Origin of the sequence: Brevundimonas sp., assembly GCF_036405315.1 — a bacterium.
Taxonomy (GTDB): domain Bacteria; phylum Pseudomonadota; class Alphaproteobacteria; order Caulobacterales; family Caulobacteraceae; genus Brevundimonas.
This window is the reverse complement of the sequence record NZ_DASWXW010000109.1, coordinates 1-15,236: the sequence shown is the minus strand read 5'-3', so window position 1 is coordinate 15,236 and position 15,236 is coordinate 1. Positions and strand designations below refer to the sequence as shown.

Sequence of the window (15,236 nt, the reverse complement as noted above, 5' to 3'; positions counted from 1 at the left end):
CTATGGCATCAGCCGCATCCGCACCCCCTCGGGCCGCGTCATCTATCAGCACGGCACGGGCGAGAACGGCCAGGCGATCAACAACCCGCCGCTCTACTACATGAACCAGATGCTGCGCGGCGTGATCACCTCGGGCAGCGGGCGCTCGGCGGCCATCAGCGGTCGCGACATCGCCGGCAAGACCGGCACAACCTCAGACTACAAGGACGCCTGGTTCGTCGGCTACACCGGCGGCTTCGTCGCCGCCGTCTGGGTCGGCAAGGACGACAACAAGGCCATGCGCGGCGTGACCGGCGGCTCCTCGCCCGCCGCCATCTGGCGCGGCTTCATGGAGGCGGCCCTGCCCAAGCTGGCGGTCCAGCCCATCCCCAACGGCCCGCCCCTGCCCGAAGGCTGGGTCGCCCCCGATCCGATCGGCGACATGATGGGCCAGGTCGAGGACCCCTACGCCCAACCCGTCGACGGCGAGCCCGGCCCCGCCATCGTCGACGGTCAGCCTGTCCCGTCGCCCAAGCCCCTGCCCAATGATCAGCCGGTCATCCGCCCCACCTCGCCGCAGCCGTCGCCCAAGGACGCCCCGCGCAGCGAAAGAAAGCCTGAGGCCGTCTTCTTCTAGTTCTAGAAGAGGCGCCTCAGCGTCCCACGGCGTGCAGGGCCGCGCCGTGGTCGCGCAGCCATTGGCGGAAGGGACGATGGTCGCCGACCAGTCGATGCACCACCGCCCAATAGGCCGGGCTGTGGTCGGCGTGGACCAGGTGGGCGACCTCGTGCGCGGCCAGATAGTCGGCCACCTCGGGCGGGGCCATGATCACCCGCCAGCTATAGCGGATCGAGCGGTTGTGCGGGCTGCACGAACCCCAGCGCGAGCGGGTGTCGACGATCGACACCTTGACCGGCTTCTGGCCCAGCGCCTTCAGATGGATCTCGGTGCGGGCCGTCAGGAACTCGCGCGCCGCGCGCTTGAACCAGTTCTCGACCCGGCGGGAAAAGGCCTCGCCCTCGCCGCCCGAGCAGATCACCGGCCCGTCCGGCGTCTCGATCAGACGCGCCGCCCCGGCCCCGCCGACGGCCTCCAGCCGCACGGTCCGACCCAGCCAGAACACCGTCGATCCCGGTTCCAGAGGCGCGCCCGCGACCCGCGCGGCCAGCCGGTCGGCGATCCATTCGGACTTGCTGCGGGCGAAGGCGACCGCCTCGGTCAGCCGTCGCTCGGACGGCGCCACGGCCACGGCCTCGCCGGCGCGGGCGTCGATGCGGATCGACAGCCTTCGTGCGCGCGGGTTCACCGACAGGCGAAGGGCGCCCCCGCCCTCAAGCGGCAGCCGCTGGCCGTTCCGGTACTGCACTCAGGCTCTCGTTCTGGGCGATGAAATCGCGCACCCGCGGATAGATTTCGTCACGGAAGCGGCGGCCGTTGAAGACGCCGTAGTGGCCGACGCCCGGCTGGACATAGAGCAGGCGGCGCTCGTCGGGGATGTTGGGCGTCAGGCCGTGCGCCGCCTGGGTCTGGCCGACGCCCGAGATATCGTCCTTCTCGCCCTCGACGGTGGCCAGGCCGATGTCGGTGATCGCCGTCAGATCGACCGTCTGTCCGCGATGCTCCAGCAGGCCGCGCGCCAGCAGGTGCTGCTGGAAGACGATGTCGATGGTTTGGAGATAGAATTCCTCGGTCAGGTCCAGCACCGACAGGTATTCGTCATAGAACTGCTCATGCTTCTCAACCCCGTCGCCGTCGCCGACGACCAGGCTCTCGAAATAGCGATGATGGGCGTCGACGTGCTTGTCCTCGTTCATCGACATGAAGCTGTAGAGCTGGACGAAGCCCGGATAGACCCTTCGTCCAAACCCTGGATAGGGCCAGGGCACGGTGTGGATCATGTTCGACTTGAACCAGGTGAAGGGCTTTTCCTCGGCCAGCTGGTTGGTCGTCGTCGGCGACAAGCGGGCGTCGATCGGCGAGCCCATGAAGGTCATGGAGGCGGGCCGGTTGGGGTCGTTCTCGGCCGCCATGACGGCGCAGGCCGCCAGCACCGGCGGTCCCGGCTGGCAGACGCCGACGACGTGGGCGCGCGGGCCGACGGCGATCAGCATGGCCCGAACGTGGTCGATGTAGTCGTTGAAGTCGAAGCGGCCTTCCAGCACCGGCACCTGACGAGCGTTCTCCCAATCGCTGACATAGACGTCGTGGTCCTGCGCAAAGCCCTCGACGGTGCCGCGCAGCAGGGTGGCGTAGTGGCCCGACAGGGGGGCCACGATCAGGACGGCCGGCGCGTCAGACGGCTTGCCCGCCTTCTTCAGATCGCCCGCGTCACGCTTGAACCGCACCAGCCGGCACCAGGGCGAGGACCAGACCACCTGTTCGGTCGTGCGCACGGCATGACCGTCGATGTCCAGCGTCTCCAGCCCCCAGGCGGGCTTGCCGTAACGGCGCGTCAGGCTCTCGAACACCTCGGCCGAGGCGTAGGCCGTGCGGCCGACGGCCGTGTCCGAGGCCGGATTGAACGGCGACGTCCAGAAACTGCGAGCCAGCTGGGCCCCGATCCGGAACGGCGTCGCCGAATGATAGGCAAGCTCGTGAAATGCGTAGAGCATGAAACCCCGACTGCGGCCCCCGCCGATGCGGCAGTGCAGCATAGAAGCTTTCCCGACGCAAAGAAGCCCGCGCCGCCCCCAATCAGGGAAAGGTGATCAGCGAAGGGTGATCAGCCGCGCGCCATCGCGTTCTCGATCAGCTTGGCGGTGCGATCCGGCCCCAGGTCGTGGGCCACGGCGCTGCGGAACTTCCCGTCCGGCCCCATCAGATAGACGGTCAGGCTGTGGTTCATCGTATAGCCCTCGCCCTCGCCGACCTTCTGGTAGAAGGCGCGGTATTCCTTGGCGACCTGGGCCGTCTGTTCCGGCGTGCCGGTCAGGCCGATGACGCCCGTAGGGAAGCCGTCCGACGACAGATAGTCCTTCAGCAGCTTGGGCGTGTCGCGCTCGGGATCGATGCTGATGAAGATGATCTGCAGGTCCTTGGCCTTGTCGCCCATCCGCTCTTGCACGGCGTTCAGCACGCCCAGCGTGGTCGGGCAGTAGTCAGGACAATAGGTGAAGCCGAAGAAGACCAGGGTCCACTTGTTCTTCAGGATCGACTGGTCGACCACCTGTCCGTCCTGATTGGTCAGGGTGAAGGGCCCGCCGACGGTCGGCTGGCCGGTCCCGGCCTCGGCCACCTGGGCCGTCTGCTGGCGTCCCTTGACCACGACCATGGTGATCAGGCCCAGGGCCAGGGCGATGACCGCGCAGGCGGCGGCGAACAGAATGACAGGACGGCGCGGCATCGACTTCTCCTCGGGGATGGCGACGGGTGTGCAGCCGCCAGCGTCGCGGTCTATAGAAGAGGCGTGAGCAGCACAGAAGCCCCCACCCTGTCGCAGGCCGTCAAGGTCGCCGCCGGTCCTTCCGGCTCGATGGAGGCCCTGCGCGAACGGCCCCGACGCGGACGCGGTCTGTCGCTGCGGACCTTGATCGTGCTGCGCTGGCTGGCCGTCGTCGGCCAGAGCGCGGCCATCCTGACCGCCTATTTCGCCCTGCACTTCCCCCTGCCCTTGTGGCAGTGCCTGACCGCCATCGGCGCCGGGGTGGTGATGAACCTGGCCACCATGGCGCGGGCGCGCCGCGTCGACGGCAGCCTGCCCAACGGCCCGCAGACGGCGGCGCAGCTGGGCTTCGACATCCTGCAGTTGGCCACCCTGCTGGCCCTGACCGGCGGGCTGGACAACCCCTTCTGTCTGCTGCTGGTGGCGCCGGTGACGATCGCGGCGGCCTCCCTGCCCTCGCGTCAGGCCCTGGTGCTGGGGGTCATGGCCCTGATCGCCCTCGGCGTCCTCTTCTCCTGGTCCCTGCCCCTCCCCTGGCGGATGCACGAGCATCTGGAGCTGCCGGGCCTCTATCGCTTCGGCATGGGGCTGGCCCTGGCCACCGGCGTCCTGTTCACCTCGGGCTACGCCTGGAAGGTGGCGGCCGACGCCGAGAAGCTGGAGCTGGCCCTGGCCACGACCCAGGACGTGCTGCAACGCGAACAGAGGCTGGCGGCCCTGGGCGGTCTGGCCGCCGCCGCCGCCCACGAACTGGGCACGCCGCTGGCGACCATTCAGGTGGTGGCCAAGGAGTTGCTGCGCGCCTCGCCGCCCGGCAGCCCCGTGGCCGAAGACGCCGCCCTGATGCTGCAGCAGGCCGAGCGTTGCCGCGACATCCTGAAACAGCTGTCGGCCCAGCCCGAGGAAGGCGACCCCCTCTACGCCGACGTCGATCTGAAGGCCCTGCTGGAAGAGGTGGCCGAGCCGCACCGGGGCTTCGACCTGACCTTCGAGACGGCGGTGAAGGCCCCGCCGGGCCAGCCCGTGCCGCGCGTCCACCGCCTGCCCGAGGTCGTGCACGGCCTGTCCACCCTGGTCGAAAACGCCGCCGACTTCGCCAACAGCCGGGTGCGAGTCATCGCCGTCGTCGACGCCGGCTGGATCGAGATCGACATCCTCGACGACGGCCCCGGCTTCGCCTCGGAGATCCTGCCGCGTCTGGGCGAGCCCTATGTCACCAGCCGCCCCCAGGCCAAGGCCCGCCGCGCCCTGGCGGCCCAGATCGCCGCCGCCTCGGACGCTCCGCGCAAGACCGGCCGCAAGGCCGCCGCGCCGCCGCCGGTCACCGCCCCCATCGCCCCCAGCCAGGGCGGCATGGGCCTGGGCTTCTTCATCGCCCGCACCCTCCTGGAGCGCAGCGGCGGCAAGGTCTCGGTCGGCGCCGGCGACGGCGAAAAGGGCCAGCCCAGGGGCGCCCGCGTCACCGTCCGCTGGCCGCGACAGGCGCTGGAAGTCGCCGATCCCGCCCTTGAGGCCCGTTCCACTAGTGGAACCTGATGTCGCAGTCGGGAGCTAAAACCTTGACCATGCAGCGCGGACGCACGACCTGAGCGTCAGGAGAACCGAATGTCCGAACTCGAAGCCCGCATCGCCACCCTGCCCGACAAGACCCTGCTGCTGCTCGATGACGACGCGGCGTTGCGCACCCGGCTGGGCCGGGCGCTGGAAGCCCGCGGCTTCGACGTCACCCTGGCCGGTTCGGTGGCCGAGGCCGGCGACGCCCTGCGCGTCTCGGTCCCCGCCTTCGCCGTGCTGGACATGCGCCTGGAGGACGGCAACGGCCTGAAGGTGGTCGAGGCCATCCGCGAGCGCCGCCAGGACGCCCGCATCGTCATGCTGACCGGATACGGCGCCATCGCCACCGCCGTGGCGGCGGTCAAGGCCGGCGCCGTCGACTACATGCAGAAGCCCGCCGACGCCGACGACGTGGTCAAGGCCCTGCTCTCGGTCGGCGAAGCCCCTGAGCCGCCGGAAAACCCCATGAGCGCCGACCGGGTGCGCTGGGAACACATCCAGCGCGTCTATGAGCTGTGCGACCACAACGTCTCGGAAACCGCCCGTCGCCTGGGCATGCACCGCCGCACCCTGCAGCGCATCCTGGCCAAGCGGGCGCCCCGCTAGGCGCCCCCTTTTTCGGACTATCGGCCGGTGGAGCCGAAGCCGCCCGCGCCGCGCGCCGTTTCGTCCAGGGCCTCGACCTCGACCATCACAGCCTGGGCATAGGGCGCAATCACCATCTGGGCGATGCGTTCGCCGCGCTGGATCTCGAAAGCGATCTGGCCGTGGTTGATCAGGATGACCCCGACCTCGCCGCGATAGTCGCTGTCGATGGTGCCGGGGGAGTTCAGGCAGGTGACGCCGTGCTTCAGGGCCAGACCCGAACGGGGCCGCACCTGGGCCTCATAGCCGGGCTCCAGCGCGATCTTCAGGCCCGTCGGGATCAGCTTGCGCTCCCCCGGCTGCAGCACGACCGGCTCGAACTCGGCCACGGCCGCGCGCAGATCCATGCCCGCCGATCCCGTCGTCTCATAGGCAGGCAGGGCCAGGCCCTCGGCGTGGGGCAGGCGTTCGACGCGGACGGTGGTCATGGAGTTCTCTCAGGCCTTGAAATGATCGGCGATGCGCTGGGCGATCTTGCGCGCCACATCGGTCTTGGACTGGCGCGGCCAGGGCTCGGCGCCGTCACGGGTGAACAGGGTCACGGCGTTGCCGTCGGAACCGAAGACCTCGCCCGACACGTCGTTGCCGACGATCCAGTCGCAGCCCTTCTTCGACAGCTTGGCGCGGGCGTTGGCCTCCAGGTCGCTGGTTTCGGCGGCGAAGCCGACCACCAGTTTCGGACGCTTCGGTCCGGGGGCCGAGACGCCGGCCAGGATGTCGGGGTTCTCGATCAGGGCCAGGGACGGCGGGCCGCCCGGCTTCTTCTTGATCTTGCCCGAGGCCACGCCGTCCACGCGCCAGTCGGCGACGGCGGCGCTCATCACCGCGATGTCGGCGGGCAAATGGGCCTCGACGGCGGCCTTCATCTCGGTCGCGGCCTCGACCCAGAGCCGGGTCACGCCGACCGGCGCGTCCAGGGCCACCGGGCCGGAGATCAGCGTCACCTCGGCGCCCAGCTCGGCCAGGGCGGCGGCGACGGCGTAGCCCTGCTTGCCGCTGGAGCGGTTGGTCAGGCCGCGCACCGGGTCGATCGGCTCGAACGTCGGCCCGGCGGTGACGACGGCGGTCTTGCCGCTCAGCGGGCGGCCGTCGGGTCCGGCCAGCAGGCGGGCGATCTCGTCGAAGATGACGGGCGGCTCGGCCATGCGGCCGGGGCCGAACTCGCCGCAGGCCATCTCGCCCTCGTCCGGTCCGACCACGGCCACGCCGTGGAAGCCGTCGAAGCCCTTCAGCCGCTCGACATTGGCCCGCACCGCCGGGTGCAGCCACATTCGCACGTTCATGGCCGGGGCCAGAAGCACCTTTTTGTCGGTGGCCAGAAGCGTGGTCGAGGCCAGGTCGTCGGCCATCCCATTCGCCGCCTTGGCGATCAGGCCCGCCGTCGCCGGCGCCACCACCACCAGATCAGCCCAGCGCGACAGCTCGATATGGCCCATGGCCGTCTCGTCCTCGGGCATGAACAGGTCCTGGCGCACCGGACGGCCGGTCAAGGCCGCCAGGGACATGGGGGTGACGAACTCGGCCCCCGCGCGGGTCAGCACCGTCATCACCTCGGCGTCCGCCTTCCTCAGCAGGCGGATCAGCTCCAGCGTCTTGTAGGCGGCGATGCCGCCGCCGACGATCAGCAGGACCTTGCGGCCGGAAAGCGAGGATGCGGTCATGAGGAATCTCTAGCGGCGCCGCATGACGCCGTCGAGACAAAGCCGTGTCCCGACGCGCGGCGATTATGGAACATTGCCAGAACAAACAGTTTATGCCTAACTGCGTTCGGCGGGCTTTTCAGGGAGGGACGACCCATGCGGATTCAGATGGCGACGGCGGCGCTCGCGGCGCTGGTTCTGGCGGCTTGCGACAGCGGCGGCTCGGCGGTGGAGACGCGCGAACGGGCGGCGGCCGAGCCGGTCGCCCTGATCTCGGCGGCGGCGCCCGAGGGCGAGACGGTCGCGGCCGCGCCCGAGGCCAAACCCCCGGTCACGGCCAACCGGCGCGAAACCGCCGACGCCAAGGTCCAGCGCCTGTTTGAGCGCAACGGCGCGGCCTTCGGGGCCAAATCCGCCGACGACTATTTGCAGAAGGTTCGCGCCTTCACGGAGACCACGCCGCGCGGAACCGAGACGGTCAAGCGACCGAACGGCGACACCCTTTACTACCAGGCCTCGACCAACACCTTCGCGGTGACGGACCGCAACGGCGTGCCCCGCACCATGTTCAAGCCGGACGACGGCCCGGCCTACTGGGCCCAGCAGAAGGAGCGGGCGCCGACCTTCGGTCAGCGCCGCTCAGGGACGCGCTCGGCCGAATAGTCAGGCGGCGTCGAAGGTCAGCGGCGCGCCCCAGAAGCGGGCGATCAGCTCCGACTGCGGGCCGGGCGTGCCGGTGGTCAGGAAGTCGCGACGGCCGGACGCGCCCAGCTCGTATTCGGGATGGCGCGCGAAATAACGTTCCAGCGAGTCGGCCACGGCGGTCGGCTGGCTGATGACCTGGACCCCGGCGGGCAGGGCGTCGGCGAACAGGTCGGCGACGATCTCGTAGTGGGTGCAGCCCAGGATGGCCTTGTCCGGGTGACGGCCGATGCGGCGGCGCAGGGCGTCGACGTGGTCGTCGACCACCACCTTCAGCTCCTCGGTCGGGGCGCCCAGTTCGATAAGGCCGGCCAGGCCGGGGCAAGCCTCGGTGAAGACGGCCAGATCCTCGCGGCGCTTGTCGATCTCGATCTCATAGACCCGGCTCATGGCCGTGGCGGCGGTGCAGAAGACGCCGGTGACGTCGATCGCCTGTTTCTTCTCGCCTTCCAGTCGGCCGTTGCGTTCGGCCTCATAGGACCAGGGCAGGCCGGTCGCCGCCTCGATGGTCGGGACGATGATGCCCAGGACGTTGACCGGACGGCCCAGCTTTTCGCGCATGCCGGGGATCCAGGTCTGCTGCAGACGGCGAAGCGCGATGGCCGAGGCCGTGTTGCAGGCCAGGATCACGACCGAAGCGCCGGCCTCGAACAGACGCTCGCACCCGGCGCGCGTCAGCTCGACGATGTCCTCGCCGCCGCGCCCGCCATAGGGGGCATGGGCCTGGTCGCCCAGATAGATGAAGTCCCGCGTCGGAAAGCGGGTCGTGAGTTCGCGGTGGACCGTCAGTCCGCCCACGCCGGAGTCAAAAACGCCTATCGCCATGACGCGGCCTTTAGACCCACGGGGTTCCGTCGTCCAATGGTTAGGATTACATCGGCTTCATGTGACCGTCCGGCCATGTCCGACTAAGGTCGCGCGACACTGCTCAAAGGTTGGGAGAACCGGATGCACAGACGCCATCTTCTTATCGGAGGCGCGAGCCTCTTCGCCCTGTCGGGCTGCGCCTCCGCCGGCGCCCTGGAGAACGGAATGACCGGATCGGCCGCAGCCCTTTCGACCGCCGATGAAGCCCGCCTCGCGCGCGCCGTCCTGCCGACGACCGCCCCGCGCGCCGAGCTGCTGCAGCCCTGGACCGGCCCCTATGAGGGCGTGCCCCCCTGGGACAAGGTGACGGCGCCCAAGATGCGCGAAGCCATCCTGGAAGGCATCGAACTGCAACGCGCCGACGTCGCCGCCGTCGCCAACAACCCCGACGCTCCGACCTTCGCCAACACCCTGGTGGCCATGGAGTTGGCCGGCGAGCCGCTGGACCGCGCCATGAACGTCTTCAGCGTCATGACGTCGAACATCGGCGGCGATGAATGGGATGCGCTGGAGACCGAGCTGTCGCCGATCCTGTCGGCCGCATCGGACGAGATCACCTTCAACGAGAAGCTGTTCGCCCGCATCAAGGCCGTGGCCGACGGCGCCGACGCCGCAGGCCTGAACGCCCAGCAGAAGCGTCTGGCCGAGCGCAGCCGCGACGCCTTCGTGCGCAACGGCGCCGCTCTGGACGCCGCCGGCAAGGCCGAACTGGGCCGCATCAACACCGCCCTGTCGAACGCCTTCACCGGCTTCGGTCAGAAGGTGGTGGCCGACGAGAACACCTGGACCGTCATCACCAGCGAAGCCGGCCTGAAGGGCCTGCCCGACTCGAACAAGGCCGCCGCCGCCGCCGCCGCCCGCGCTCGCAACGTCCAGGGCTGGGCCATCGTCAACACCCGCTCCAGCGTCGATCCCTTCCTGACCTTCGCCGACGACCGCGCCCTGCGCGAGCAGGTCTGGAAGAAGTTCGTCAAGCGCGGCGACAACGGCGACGCCAACGACACCAAGGCCACCATCGCCCAGATCGTGGCCCTGCGTCAGCAGCGCGCCAGGCTGCTCGGCTTCGGCAACCACGCCGAATGGCGCATGCAGGACACCATGGCCAAGACCCCGGCCGCGGCCATGGAGCTGATGCAGCGCGTCTGGGCCCCGGCCAAGGCCCGCGTCGCCGAGGAGGTCGCCGACATGAGGGCGATCGCCGGCTTCGACATCGAGCCCTGGGACTACCTCTACTTCGCCGAGAAGGTCCGCAAGGCCAAGTACGACCTCGATCAGAACGAGCTGAAACCCTACTTCGAGCTGCACGCCGTGCGCGCGGCCTCCTTCTACATGGCCGAGCGCCTGTACGGCTTCGTCTTCAAGCCTCTGGCCAAGGGCACGGTCTCTACGTTTGAGCCGGACGTGACCACCTATGAGGTCACTGACAAGGCCACCGGCAAGTTGATCGGTCTGTATTACGCCGACGACTTCGCCCGTCCCGGCAAGCGTTCGGGCGCCTGGATGACCACCTATCGGTCCTTCTCGCAGCTGACGGGTTCGAAGCCGATCCTGGCCTCGAACAACAACAACTTCGTCAAGGCCGAGGCCGGTCAGCCCCTGCTGATCTCGCTGGACGACGCCGAGACCCTGTTCCACGAGTTCGGCCACGCCCTGCACTACTTCTCGTCGGTCGTGACCTATCCGTCGTTCGGCAACACGCCGCGCGATTTCGTGGAATATCCGTCGCAGGTGCACGAGCACTGGGTGCTGAGCCGCCCGATCCTCGACGGCTACATGAAGCATGTCGAGACCAAGCAGCCGATGCCGCAGGCGCTGGTGGACAAGATCGAGGCCTCCTCGACCTTCAACCAGGGCTACGCCACGGTCAGCTACCTGTCGTCGGCCCTGGTCGACATGGACCTGCATACGCAGGCTACGCCGCCGACCGACATCGCCGCCTTCGAGAAGGCCTCTCTGGATCGCCTGGGCATGCCCAAGGAGATCGTGATGCGGCACCGCCTGCCGCAGTTCAATCACCTCTTCACCTCGGACGCCTATTCGGCCGGCTACTACTCCTAACTGTGGTCGGAAGTGATGGACGCCGACACCTGGGCCTACTTCGAGGAGTCAGGCGACGTCTTCAACCCGGACATCGGCGGCCGCTTCAAGTCGATCATCCTGGCGCCCGGCAACACCACGGACCGCGGCGACGCCTATCGCCAGTTCCGCGGCCGCAATCCGGACGTGGCGGCCCTGCTGAAGGTGCGTGGGTTCCCGACTTCCTGAGTTGGCCTACTTGAGGCCGTCAGGCGTCAAAATTGGAAAGGCCCGGTGGAGCAATCCGCCGGGCCTTTTCTATTTCTGTTGAGGTGGCGTAAGCCTTGGCCGTGTCGCAGGCCGCGTCGGATCGAGAAGGCGGAGCCTTCTGACTGCGGCCCAGCAAGAAGGGAAACCGCATGAGCGTCGTCGCCTCCTACGTCTACAAGGACGGCAAGCGGGTGCGCGAGGCGCCCCTGACGGAGCAGGGCCTGGCCCTGGCCAAGGGCGAGTATCTGTGGATCGGCCTGCACGAGCCGACGCACGAGGAGACCGACATCCTCGTGCGGCGCTTCCGCCTGCATCCCCTGGCGATCGAGGACGCCATGACGGCGCACCAGATCCCCAAGCTGGAGGTCTACGGCTCCGAACTCTTCATCGTCGCCCGCACGGCCCAGGGGCAGGGCGACCATATCGTCTACGGCGAGACCCACATCTTCGTCGGCCCCAACTACGTCGTCACCATCCGCCACGGCTCGGCGCGCGGCCACGCCCAGTTGCGGGCGCAGCTGGAGGCCTCGCCCCAGCAGCTGAAGCACGGTCCGGACTTCATCCTCCACGGCGTCCTGGACTTCATCGTCGACGGCTACATCCCCATCATAGACGCCGTCGAGGACAAGGTGCTGGAGATGGAGCAGGTCGCTCTGGACAGCTTCCTGTCCCGCGACGACATCACCCGCCTCTTCCTGCTGCGGCGCGAGCTGCTGAAATTCAGCCGCATCCTGGGGCCGATGGAGGAGGTTTCGGCCAAGCTGCAGTCGCTGGACCTGCCCTGCATCGACCGCGAGGTCCGTCCCTATTTCCGCGACGTGGCCGACCATGTGCGCCGTGTCGCCAGCCGCGCGGGGGTCCTGCGCGACATCCTGGCCTCGGTGTTCGAGGCCTCCAACCTGCTGGAGCAGCAGCGCCAGGGCGTCATCACCCGCAAGCTGGCGGCCTGGGCCACCATCCTGGCCACGCCGACGGCGGTGGCGGGCATCTACGGCATGAATTTCGACCACATGCCGGAACTGCGGTGGGCCTACGGCTATCCGGCGGTCATGGCCCTGATCGCCGCCGTCTGCCTCGGCCTCTACATCAGCTTCAAGCGGTCGAAATGGCTGTGATCAGCCGCTGTTGCGCAGGCCCGCCGCCACGCCGTTGATGGCCAGCAGGATGCCGTTGCGCACGCGCGGGTCGTCGTCGCCGGCGCGTCGGCGGCGGATCAGCTCGATCTGGACGTGGTTCAGCGGCTCGACATAGGGCATGCGCTGACGGATCAGCCGGTCCAGCTCAGGCTGGCCGCCCAGCAGATCGTCATGGCCGGTGATCGAAAGGACGGCGGCCTTGGTCTGTTCCCACTCCTGCCGGATGGCGCCGTAGATGCGCTCGGCCAGGGCCGGGTCGGGGACCAGGCCGGCGTAGCGCCGGGCGATGGCCATGTCGGCCTTGGCCATCACCATCTCCATGTTCTGGACCACGGTGCGGAAGAAGGGCCAAGCCTGCGCCATGTCGCGCAGCTCGTCCGGGTCCTCGCCCTGGACCGCCGCCCCGAAGCCGAACCAGCCGGGCAGCATGACCCGCGACTGCGACCAGCTGAACACCCAGGGAATGGCGCGCAGGTCCTCGATGGCGGTCGAGGTCGAGCGACTGGCCGGGCGCGAGCCGATCTTCAGGTCGGCGATCTCGGCGATGGGGGTGGCGGCGCGGAAATAGTCGACGAAGCCCGGCGTCTCATAGACAAGCGCCCGATAGGCCTTCATCGAGGCCGCCGACAGGCGGGCCGCCGTGGCGCCGTGCTCGGCGCTGTAGCCAGCGTCGGTCTGCGGCCCCAGCGAGGCCAGCAGGGTCCCGCAGGTCAGGGCGTCCAGGTTCCTCTGCGCCACTTCCGGCTCGCCGTATTTGTTGGCGATGACCTCGCCCTGTTCGGTGACGCGGATGCGACCCGCGACGGTGCCCGCCGGTTGACCCAGCACCGCCGAGAAGGACGAGCCGCCGCCGCGTCCGACCGCGCCGCCGCGACCGTGGAACAGTTGCAGACGGACACCCGCCGCGCGGGTCACGTCCAGCAGGGCGCGCGAGGCCTCGTGCAGTTCCCAGCCCGAGGTCAGATAGGAGCCGTCCTTGTTCGAGTCCGAATAGCCGATCATGACCTCCTGCACCCCGCGCGCGGTCGCCACGGCGCGGGCCGACGGCTCGGCCAGCACGCGTTCCAGCGTCGGCTGAGCGGCGCGCAGGTCCTCGATGGTCTCGAACAGGGGCGCGGCCTGGATGGGACAGGCGGCGGGATCGGCCGGGTCGTAGAGGCCGACCTCCTTGAGCAGCAGATAGACCTCCAGCATGTCCGAGGCCGCGTCAGTCTTGGAGACGATATGGGTGCGGATGGCCTGGGGGCCGAAGGCGGCGAGCGCCTGGGCCGCCGCCTGCAGGATGGCGCGCTCCTTCAGGGTTTCCAGGTCGTAGTCGGCATAGGGCGAGAACAGCGGGCGCGGGTTGACCAGTTCGCGCGCCAGCAGGGTCAGGCGGGCGTCTTCGCCCAGGGCGGCGTAGTCCGGACAGACGCCCGCCACCTTGAACAGGTCGCCCACGACCCGTTCATGCACGTCGGAGTTCTGGCGCAGGTCCAGCGTCACCATGTGGAAGCCGAAGATGTCCGCCGCCGTGATCAGCCGCGCCAGCCGGTCGTCGGCGAAGACGGCGCCGTGGGTGCGGATCAGGCTGTCATGCAGCACGGCCAGATCGGCGCGGAAGGCCTCGGGGCCCTCGTAGACGGGGGCCTCGAACGAGGCGGGCAGCGGCGCGAAGCCGCCGGTCAGGGCCAGATGGGTGGCCGAGAGTCGGGCGTAGATGCGGCTGAGCGCCCGGCGATAGGGCTCGTCCGCGCGCTGGATCGAGGCGTCGGCCGAGCTCTGGGCCAGGGCCGCCAGCTCGGGCGTGACGGTGGTCAGGTCGGCGGACAGGCTCAGTTCCTCGCCGAGCGCGTTCACCTCCTCCAGATAGAAGCGCAGCACGGCGCGCGACTGGGTGCGGAAGGCGGCGCTCATCACGGCGGCGTCGACATTGGGATTGCCGTCGCGGTCGCCGCCGACCCAGGTGCCGATGCGCAGGAAGGGCGGCAGGTCGGGCGCATTCAGCAGGGTGCGCCACTCGGCCAGCTGGGCCGGGGCGACGTGCAGGAAGATGCGCTGCAGCCAGTCGGTGACGGTGTTGATCTCATCCTGCACCACCAGGCCCGAGGCGCGGGTCAGGCGCGTGGCCCACAGGATGACGATCTGGCGGCGCAGGGCGGCCTTCAGCGCCGTGGGCGAACAGGCGATCCCGTCGCGGTCGCAGCCGTCCAGCAGGGCGCCGACGGCGCCGATGCGATCGATGACGCTCTTGCGCCGCACCTCGGACGGGTGGGCGGTCAGGACCGGCGAGATCAGGGCGTCCGACAGCAGGTCGCGCACCGCCGCCCGATCCACGCCCGCCGCGTCCAGCCGCTTCAACGCCCCCTCGGGGGTGTCGGCGCGTTCGCCGGCCTCGACCTGGTCGTGCGCCCGGCGCTTGCCCGCCCGGTCCTCGGCGACATTGGCCAGCAGGGAAAAGGCGGCGAAACCGTGGACCAGACCGACGGCCTGATCCAGCGACAGATCCTTGAGCAGGGCTTCCAGCTGCGAGGCGTCGTGCGAGGCCGGATCGCGATGATAGGACACCGAGGCCTGACGCACCGCCTCGATCCGATCATAGAGCTCCTGCCCGCCCTCGTCGCGGATCACCTCGCCGAGCAGGGCGCCCAGCAGGCGAACCTCGTCGCGCAGTCGATCGTCGGCAGCCTGGATCATCGCATCATCCTTCAGCGGGGAGGCTGGAAACGGAACCGTATCAGCGGAATCCAAGCCGCCTAGTCCCCATGCTCAACGCTGAAACCCGGTGTGGAGTTGATGGCGCGTTGAACGGGCTTTCAACAAACTATCGACTCTGGCTTGCCGATGAGGCATAAGCCGCCGCTTCCGGCGCAATTGAACCTGCGCCTCCTCCTACACGACCCCCGCTTTATCGGGACGAGGTAGGCGAGGACCCTCTGCCGACGTGATCGTCGCCAGAGGCCGTTTCTCTATGGAGGTCAGGGTTCGCGCATGAAAGGTTTTGAATGTTCGAGGCTCTGAACGAGCGGCTGACAGGCGTCTTCGACCGGATCACCGGCCGCGGC

Annotated in this window: 12 protein-coding genes and 1 pseudogene; 6 read left to right on the top strand and 7 right to left on the bottom strand. The window is 69.0% G+C overall.

All coding sequences use genetic code 11. The features are described from left to right. The coding region (locus tag VGE49_RS06570; RefSeq protein WP_331033758.1) for a penicillin-binding transpeptidase domain-containing protein at positions 1-616 on the top strand (616 nt) is incomplete at its 5' end. 16 nt (positions 617-632) lie between these two features. Here the strand turns inward: VGE49_RS06570 and VGE49_RS06565 are convergent. From VGE49_RS06565 to VGE49_RS06555, 3 genes are all read right to left on the bottom strand, one after another. Then, positions 633-1,346, bottom strand: coding sequence for a M48 family metallopeptidase (locus VGE49_RS06565; RefSeq protein ID WP_331033757.1), 714 nt, complete (start codon positions 1,344-1,346; stop codon positions 633-635). Then, entirely contained in the window at positions 1,312-2,592 is a 1,281-nt protein-coding gene (locus VGE49_RS06560) for a polyhydroxyalkanoate depolymerase (RefSeq protein WP_331033756.1), read from the bottom strand. The genes VGE49_RS06565 and VGE49_RS06560 overlap by 35 nt, the downstream gene beginning before the upstream one ends. A 110-nt stretch (positions 2,593-2,702) precedes the next feature. Continuing rightward, positions 2,703-3,323 (bottom strand): SCO family protein, encoded by a 621-nt coding sequence (locus VGE49_RS06555; RefSeq protein ID WP_331033755.1) that lies wholly within the window; start codon positions 3,321-3,323, stop codon positions 2,703-2,705. Between the two features lie 63 nt (positions 3,324-3,386). Between VGE49_RS06555 and VGE49_RS06550 the strand changes: the two genes are divergently transcribed. Together VGE49_RS06550 and VGE49_RS06545 are read left to right on the top strand one after the other, a co-directional pair. Then, complete coding sequence (locus VGE49_RS06550) at positions 3,387-4,898, top strand: ActS/PrrB/RegB family redox-sensitive histidine kinase (protein ID WP_414643609.1); 1,512 nt, start codon at positions 3,387-3,389, stop codon at positions 4,896-4,898. Between the two features lie 69 nt (positions 4,899-4,967). After that, positions 4,968-5,522 carry an ActR/PrrA/RegA family redox response regulator transcription factor gene (locus VGE49_RS06545; protein ID WP_331033754.1) on the top strand — a complete coding sequence of 185 codons (555 nt, stop codon included), beginning with the start codon at positions 4,968-4,970 and terminating at the stop codon, positions 5,520-5,522. Positions 5,523-5,539: 17 nt separating this feature from the next. On the opposite strand, the gene dut is transcribed toward VGE49_RS06545, so the two are convergent. After that, positions 5,540-5,989 carry a dUTP diphosphatase gene (gene dut / locus VGE49_RS06540; protein ID WP_331033753.1) on the bottom strand — a complete coding sequence of 150 codons (450 nt, stop codon included), beginning with the start codon at positions 5,987-5,989 and terminating at the stop codon, positions 5,540-5,542. Between the two features lie 9 nt (positions 5,990-5,998). Beyond that, positions 5,999-7,222: a bifunctional phosphopantothenoylcysteine decarboxylase/phosphopantothenate--cysteine ligase CoaBC gene (coaBC, locus tag VGE49_RS06535; protein WP_331033752.1), complete on the bottom strand. Its 1,224-nt coding sequence runs from the start codon at positions 7,220-7,222 to the stop codon at positions 5,999-6,001. A gap of 135 nt (positions 7,223-7,357) precedes the next feature. On the opposite strand from coaBC, the gene VGE49_RS06530 reads away from it, so the two are divergent. Further along, the gene (locus VGE49_RS06530) at positions 7,358-7,864 is read left to right on the top strand and encodes an S-type pyocin family protein (RefSeq protein ID WP_331033751.1); all 507 of its coding nucleotides are present in this window, start codon (positions 7,358-7,360) and stop codon (positions 7,862-7,864) included. Here VGE49_RS06530 and VGE49_RS06525 read toward each other — a convergent pair whose 3' ends face one another. Next, positions 7,865-8,728 (bottom strand): glutamate racemase, encoded by an 864-nt coding sequence (locus VGE49_RS06525; RefSeq protein ID WP_331033750.1) that lies wholly within the window; start codon positions 8,726-8,728, stop codon positions 7,865-7,867. A gap of 123 nt (positions 8,729-8,851) precedes the next feature. Here VGE49_RS06525 and VGE49_RS06520 point away from each other — a divergent pair. Further along, a pseudogene (locus VGE49_RS06520) lies at positions 8,852-11,035 on the top strand (M3 family metallopeptidase). 170 nt (positions 11,036-11,205) lie between these two features. Then, complete coding sequence (locus VGE49_RS06515) at positions 11,206-12,171, top strand: magnesium and cobalt transport protein CorA (RefSeq protein WP_331033749.1); 966 nt, start codon at positions 11,206-11,208, stop codon at positions 12,169-12,171. Here the strand turns inward: VGE49_RS06515 and ppc are convergent, their stop codons facing one another. After that, the gene (gene ppc / locus VGE49_RS06510) at positions 12,172-14,868 is read right to left on the bottom strand and encodes a phosphoenolpyruvate carboxylase (protein ID WP_331033748.1); all 2,697 of its coding nucleotides are present in this window, start codon (positions 14,866-14,868) and stop codon (positions 12,172-12,174) included. It lies immediately after the preceding gene. Positions 14,869-15,236 lie beyond the last annotated feature (368 nt).